Origin of the sequence: Xanthomonas cissicola (assembly GCF_008801575.1) — a bacterium.
GTDB classification, from domain to species: domain Bacteria; phylum Pseudomonadota; class Gammaproteobacteria; order Xanthomonadales; family Xanthomonadaceae; genus Xanthomonas; species Xanthomonas cissicola.
Genome location: NZ_VZPL01000249.1, coordinates 1 through 434, shown reverse-complemented (window position 1 = coordinate 434; position 434 = coordinate 1). Strand labels below are relative to the sequence as shown.

Here is a 434-nt window from a genome sequence, read left to right as displayed (position 1 = left end):
CAATTAACGGTGAATAAGTTTTTTGGGATTGGCTTGCCAGTCGTTTTAGGTTGTGCCATTCAAGCAGTTGCGCCTTTAATCATGATTGGTACGAACAAAGGGGTTGGTGCAATTTACGGTTCAATTATTGCTTCGGGCATTTTTGTCGTTCTTATTGCAGGATTTTTCTCAAAAATTAAGCGTCTATTTCCGCCTTTAGTCACCGGCACAGTCATTACAGTTATTGGTTTGACCTTAATTCCTGTTGCTGTTGAAAAAATGGGTGGCGGCTTAGCAACGGACAAAAGTTTTGGTGATCCTAAAAACTTGCTCCTCGCATTTGTAACAATTGCCTTAATCATTGTTGTGCAAGTTTGGGGACGTGGCTTTATCAAGTCAATTGCCGTGTTAATCGGCCTAGTCGGTGGCACAATTTTAGCTGCGTTTCTGGGATT

At 41.7% G+C, this 434-nt stretch carries 1 protein-coding gene; it reads left to right on the top strand.

The window, feature by feature from the left end; all coding sequences use genetic code 11:
- A partial coding sequence (locus tag F7R02_RS27760; RefSeq protein ID WP_276529131.1) for a solute carrier family 23 protein occupies nucleotides 1-434 on the top strand: 434 nt, incomplete at both ends.